Raw genomic sequence first — 5,229 nt, 5'->3', positions numbered from 1 at the left:
CAAGCCGAAGAGCCAGCGCAAGCCCCGAAGGGCCAGCGCACGCCGGCGGGCCGGGGGAGGCCCGGGCTCAGGCCCGCGGGCGGCGGGCCGACCGGCAGCGGTCGAACGTCGCCCGCGCGTGGTCCCACGTCTCCTCGCCGTAGTACAGGTGCCCGGTGATCGCGTAGAGGCCGGCGAACCGCTGGTAGGTCCACGCCCGGTCGAGGAAGGTCGGGTCGATCCTGCCGACGTAGTGCGCGAGGACCCGGTCGACGAACCGGGGCCCGTACTCGTACAGTTCGGCGAAGTCGACGGCCGGGTCGCCGAGGCACATGTCGGTGAAGTCGATGAGCCCCAACCTCCCCGGGCCCGCGCCCGGCGAGTGGTCCCAGTGCAGGTGGCGGGTGTGGACGTCGTTGTGCAGGAACACCCGCGGGAGCAGGGTGGACTGGAGCGCCGCGACCTCGTCGCAGATCCCGCGCGCCGCGCGCATCTCGTCGTCGGAGAACCGCGCCGGGAGGTCGTTCTCGACGATCCCGCGCACGAAGTCCAGGTTCTCGGGTTGATAGGAGTGCGGAACCCGATCCAGTGGCGGCGAGGAGGTGTCCATGACGTGCAGCGCCGCCAGCAGCGCGCCGAGTTGCGCGGCCACGGTCGTCGTCTCCGTCGGTGACAGGCCGCGGAGCAACTCGGGGGTGAGTCGGTCCCCGCGGACCAGGGGGTAACCGGCGAACCCCGCGCCGTCGGGCACGTGGGTGTACCGCGGGACCGACGCCGCCACCCGGTCGGCCACGTGGTCCAGGACCGCGATCTCCGCGGGGAGCTGCGCCAGCGCCTGCTCGTCGGTGGGGAAGCGGAACACCAGGTCGGGGTGGCCGAGCGCGTCGGCGCCGCCGCACCCGTGGCACATCAGCACCACGTGGTCCCAGCCCTCGTCGATGCGATGCGCCGACTCCCAGGTCAGTGTCGGGAACGCGGCGCGGATCGCCCCGGCTTCGGGTCCGGCGGGGTCATCGCGGTCGGTGGGCACGCCTCAGACGGTAGTCATGCGCGTCCGCCCACGGGTATCCGGCCGCGGCGTGGCGGGTCAGCGCCGCGCCGCCGCGACCGCCCGGCACGCCAGGTAGATGACGAACGAGATGGTGGTGACGAACACCGAGACCGGCACCCCGGGCGCGAGCGAGAGCAGCATCCCGCCGACCGCCGCGACCTCGGCGAAGAGGATGGTCAGCGCGATCGCCCGGCCGGGGCTGGAGGTCACCGCGGCGGCCGCGGCGGCGGGGGTGATGAGCAGCGAGAGCACGAGCAGCGCGCCCACCACCTGCACGGCCTGCGCGGCCGCCAGTCCGACCAGGACCGCGAAGACCATGTTGATCGCCCGCACCGGAACCCCCCGGGCCTCGGCCACCTCGGGGTCCGCGGAGGAGAACACGAGCGGCCGGTAGAGCGCGATCAGCGAGACGCAGATGATCGCCGCGACCACCGCCATCTGCACCAGGCCGTGTTCGGACACCCCCACGATCTGCCCGGTGAGCAGGGAGAAGCTGGTGCCGGACCGGCCGGGGTAGAGGTGGATGAACAGCACGGCCAGGCCGAGCCCGAACGCCAGCACCACGCCGATCGAGCTGTCGCGTTGGGAGGCGCGGGAGCCCATCAGCCCGAACATCAGGGCGGCCACCACTGAGCCGAGGATCGCGCCCAGGCCCAGGTTCATCCCGAAGAGCAGCGCGGCGGCGGCGCCGGTGAGGGCGAGCTCGCTGGCCCCGTGCACGGAGAACGACATCTGCCGCATCACGATGAACGGGCCGATCGCGCCCGCGATTAGCCCGAGCAGGGCGATCGCCGCCAGCCCGTACAGCACGAAGTCCTGTCGCAGGAGGGTCGCCGTCACCTCGGTGTCGGCGATCGATCCGACGATCTCCAGAAGGCGGTTCATCAGTGCGCTCCGTGGTCGTGGTGGTGGCCGGTGGTCCAGGGCTCGGCGCTGAGGTGCTGGGTGTCGCCCACCACGACGATCTGGCCGCGCACCCGCAGCACCTCGACGGGGGAGGAGTAGAGGTCGGACATGACCTCGGTGGTGAACACCTCGTCGGGGGTGCCGATGCGGTGGCGACCGTCGACCAGATAGACGATCCGGTCGACCATCGGCAGGACCGGGTTGATCTCGTGGGTGACGAACAGGACGGCGGTGCCGTGATCCCGCCGCCGGTGGTCGAGCACGGAGGCGACGGTCCGCTGGCCGGTCAGGTCCAGGCTGAGCAGGGGTTCGTCGCAGAGCATGACGCAGGGGTCGCAGGCGATGGCCTGGGCCACCCGGACGCGCTGTTGCTCCCCGCCGGACATGCGGCCGAGCGGCTTGTCCGCCAGCGGTCCGGCCCCGAGGCGGGCGAGCGCGTCGTCGACGACCCGCCGCTTCCCCCCGCGCCGGGACGGCCACCCCGGACCCCAGCGCGTGCCGTCGATCCCGAGCCCCACCAGGTCCCGCCCGCGCAGGGTGATGCCCGGGTCGAACGATTTCTGCTGGGGCACGTACCCCAGGTGGGTGCCGCGGTGCCCGGGGGCGCGGCCGTCGACGAGCACGGTGCCGGAGTCGGGTTCCAGCTCGCCGAGCAGCACCTTGAGCAGGGTGGTCTTGCCCGCGCCGTTGGGCCCGAGGATCGCGATGAACTCGCCGGGCGCCACCTCGAGGTCGAGGTCGCGGACGAGGGTGCGGCCCCCGCGCGAGACCGTCACCGACTCCAGCGAGACGACGGGCCCCGGCCCGGGCGCGCCCCGGACGTGGGAGCCCACCGGGTCGGTGCCCACCGGGTCAGTGCCCACCGTCGGCCGCCGGGGTCGCGCCGGCGAGGGCGGAGGACAGGGAGTCGACGATGCCGGTCATCCAGGTGACGTAGTCGGAGCCCTCGGGGAGGGTCTCGGTGAGATCGACGACGACGAGGTCGGCCTCCTCGGCCGCGTCGCGGACGCGGGAGGTGACGGGCGTCACGGTCTGGGTGTTGAACGCCAGGAAGGCGACCCGTCCCTCGGACACCAGGTCGAGCATGGCGGCGAGGTCGGCCGCGGACGGGTCCGTGTCGTCCTCGACCGAGGACAGGAACCCGCGGGGCGTCAGGTCCTCCAGGTGGGCGGCGTCGAAGAGGTGGGCGGCGACCCGCTCGGTCTGGGCGTACCGGAAGCGCCCGCGGTCGTGGATCTGGTCGAGGCGGTCCTCGAGCGGGGTCAGGGCGTCGGTGAAGTCGCGGGCGTTGTCCCGGTACTCCTGGGCGTGCCCGGGGTCGATCCCCGCCAGTTCCCCGGCGATCCGCTCGGCCACCGCGGCGGCGGTGGGCAGGCTGAACCACACGTGCTCGTTGGTCCCCGCCTCGTCCGCGTGCCCGCCGTCGGCGTCGGCGTGCCCGCCGGCGTGGTCGGCCACGGTGGCGCCGGTGGCGGCCGCGAACTCGTCCACAGCGCGGACCACGGGGACGTCACCGGCGGTGTCGAGCGCGCGGTCGACAAAGGCGTCGTAGCCCGCCCCGTTGTAGACCACCAGGTCGGCGGTGGTGACGGCGGCGGCGTCGGCGGGGCTCGCCTCGTACGAGTGGGGGTCGGCGGTCGGGTCGGAGATCACGGCCTCCACGGTCGCGTTGCCGCCGGCCACCCGCCGGGCGATGTCGGCGTAGACGGTGGTGGAGGCCACGACGGTCGGCCCGTCCGAGGCGGAGCCGCCGCCGCCGGTGGACCCGCAGGCGGTGAGGACTGCCGCGCCGACGAGGCCGGCCACGGCGAGGGCGCCAACCCTGGCCAGGCGAGGGGGGCGGGGGAGGGGGGACGACGACATCGGGCACCGCTCTCGTAGTAATGGGAACCGTTGTCGTTAAGTGTAGAGCGGCGGCCTCCCCCGGGGGCGAATCCGGGTGGCCCGCGTGTCAGGAACCCCGCGTGTCAGGAACGCAGCTCGGCGAGCTCCCCGAGCAGGCCGACCACCGCGTCGATGTCGGCCACGCGATGCCGCGCGAGGGTCGGGCCGTCGCCGACCTTGATGCCGATGTCCCCGTCCCGCAGGCGGGCGAAGCCGCGCTCGTCGGTCACGTCGTCGCCGATGAACACGGCGAGGTCCGCCCCGGCCCGCTCGACCAGCGTCTCGATGGCCGCGCCCTTGCTCGCCTCGCGGACCGCGATCTCCACGACGTTCTTGCCCTCGGTCACAAACACGCCGTCGAGCGCGGCGGGCCCGGCCATGGCCTCGGCCATCGCCCGCTCGCGCAGGGCGGGGTCCTCGACCGGGCGGACGTGCAGCACGGCGGCCGTGGGCTTGGATTCGACGTGCGCCCCGGGGGTGCGCGAGGCGATCTCCCCGAGTCGGGAACCCACCCGGGCGAGCAGCGCCACCTCGTCGTCGTCGAGGGGGGTGGCGAACCCGCCCTCCCACTCCGACCCGTGGCTCCCCACCAGGACCACCGGCGCCCCGGCGCCGCTCACCCGGGCCAGCGCGGCGCGGTTGCGGCCGGACAGCAGGGCGACCGTGGTGCGGGGCAGCCCGGCGAGGCGCACCAGCGCCTCGATGGCGCCGGGGGCCGGGATGGCGCGGGTGGGGTCGTCGACGAACGGCGCGAGGGTGCCGTCGTAGTCGCACGCGATCACGAGGATGGGGGCCTGCGCCGCGCGGCGCAGGGCCGGGGCGAGGCCGGGGTCGGTGGTCATGTCGCTAAGCGTAGAAGGCGGCGGCCCGCCCCGGTGGGGTGAGGTGGCCCGCGACGTGTGCCAGGTCACCCCGATCCCCGGGCCCTCCCACCCCTGGGGGTGTGCCGCGCGCCCGCCCGGTGATCGAGGCTGGAGGGGACGGTGGGAGGACCATGCAGTGGAGTGAACCGACCAGGATCGACGAGCAGTGGGCGTGGGCCGACCGGGGCGAGTGTCAGGACGTCCCGGACCTGTTCTACAACGCCGAGGACGAGCCCAAGGGGCTGCGCCGGCGCAAGGAGTCGGCCGCCAAGGAGCTGTGCGAGCGGTGCCCGGTGCTCGCGGAGTGCCGCACCCACGCGATGGTCAACCGCGAGCTGTACGGCGTGTGGGGCGGGCTCACGGAGGGCGAACGGCACCGGCTGGCGGGCCGGTTGCGCACCGGGTGAACCGGCGGCGGGCCGGTCAGCGGACGGGGATCGCCACGAGCTTGGTCTCCAGGAACTCCTCGATCCCCGTCAGCCCGCCCTCGCGGCCCAGCCCCGACTGCTTGATCCCGCCGAACGGCGCCGCCGGGTTGGAGACCAC

At 74.0% G+C, this 5,229-nt stretch carries 7 protein-coding genes; 1 reads left to right on the top strand and 6 read right to left on the bottom strand.

Annotation, left to right across the window (positions count from 1 at the left end; genetic code table 11):
* Nucleotides 1-67 precede the first annotated feature (67 nt).
* From B4M60_RS15325 to otsB, 5 genes are all read right to left on the bottom strand, one after another.
* Complete coding sequence (locus B4M60_RS15325; protein WP_291086013.1) at nucleotides 68-1,009, bottom strand: aminoglycoside phosphotransferase family protein; 942 nt, start codon at nucleotides 1,007-1,009, stop codon at nucleotides 68-70.
* A gap of 57 nt (nucleotides 1,010-1,066) precedes the next feature.
* The gene (locus tag B4M60_RS15320; protein WP_291086010.1) at nucleotides 1,067-1,915 is read right to left on the bottom strand and encodes a metal ABC transporter permease; all 849 of its coding nucleotides are present in this window, start codon (nucleotides 1,913-1,915) and stop codon (nucleotides 1,067-1,069) included.
* A complete protein-coding gene (locus B4M60_RS15315; protein WP_414646821.1) occupies nucleotides 1,915-2,799 on the bottom strand; it encodes a metal ABC transporter ATP-binding protein in 885 nt (294 codons plus the stop codon). Before B4M60_RS15315 ends, B4M60_RS15320 begins: the two co-directional genes overlap by 1 nt.
* The gene (locus B4M60_RS15310) at nucleotides 2,789-3,799 is read right to left on the bottom strand and encodes a metal ABC transporter solute-binding protein, Zn/Mn family (protein WP_291086007.1); all 1,011 of its coding nucleotides are present in this window, start codon (nucleotides 3,797-3,799) and stop codon (nucleotides 2,789-2,791) included. The genes B4M60_RS15315 and B4M60_RS15310 overlap by 11 nt, the downstream gene beginning before the upstream one ends.
* A 104-nt stretch (nucleotides 3,800-3,903) precedes the next feature.
* Complete coding sequence (gene otsB, locus B4M60_RS15305; protein ID WP_291086005.1) at nucleotides 3,904-4,662, bottom strand: trehalose-phosphatase; 759 nt, start codon at nucleotides 4,660-4,662, stop codon at nucleotides 3,904-3,906.
* Nucleotides 4,663-4,814: 152 nt separating this feature from the next.
* Between otsB and B4M60_RS15300 the strand changes: the two genes are divergently transcribed.
* On the top strand, nucleotides 4,815-5,090 hold the full coding sequence (locus B4M60_RS15300) for a WhiB family transcriptional regulator (protein ID WP_291086001.1): 276 nt from the start codon (nucleotides 4,815-4,817) through the stop codon (nucleotides 5,088-5,090).
* A 16-nt stretch (nucleotides 5,091-5,106) separates the two neighbouring features.
* On the opposite strand, the gene B4M60_RS15295 is transcribed toward B4M60_RS15300, so the two are convergent.
* Nucleotides 5,107-5,229: aldehyde dehydrogenase family protein (locus B4M60_RS15295; protein WP_291086178.1), on the bottom strand; the 123-nt coding region annotated here is incomplete at its 5' end.

The sequence above is a fragment of the Dietzia sp. UBA5065 genome (genome assembly GCA_002415925.1).
GTDB lineage: Bacteria > Actinomycetota > Actinomycetes > Mycobacteriales > Mycobacteriaceae > Dietzia.
The sequence above is the reverse complement of the archived record's forward strand: the minus strand, read 5'-3'. Positions and strand labels throughout refer to the sequence as shown.

What these genes read in the sequence shown, in the direction of transcription:
- B4M60_RS15320 (WP_291086010.1), bottom strand. Translation starts at nt 1,915, where the DNA reads ATGAACCGCCTTCTGGAGATCGTCGGATCGATCGCCGACACCGAGGTG.
- B4M60_RS15310 (WP_291086007.1), bottom strand. Translation starts at nt 3,799, where the DNA reads ATGTCGTCGTCCCCCCTCCCCCGCCCCCCTCGCCTGGCCAGGGTTGGC.
- otsB (WP_291086005.1), bottom strand. Translation starts at nt 4,662, where the DNA reads ATGACCACCGACCCCGGCCTCGCCCCGGCCCTGCGCCGCGCGGCGCAG.
- B4M60_RS15300 (WP_291086001.1), top strand. Translation starts at nt 4,815, where the DNA reads ATGCAGTGGAGTGAACCGACCAGGATCGACGAGCAGTGGGCGTGGGCC.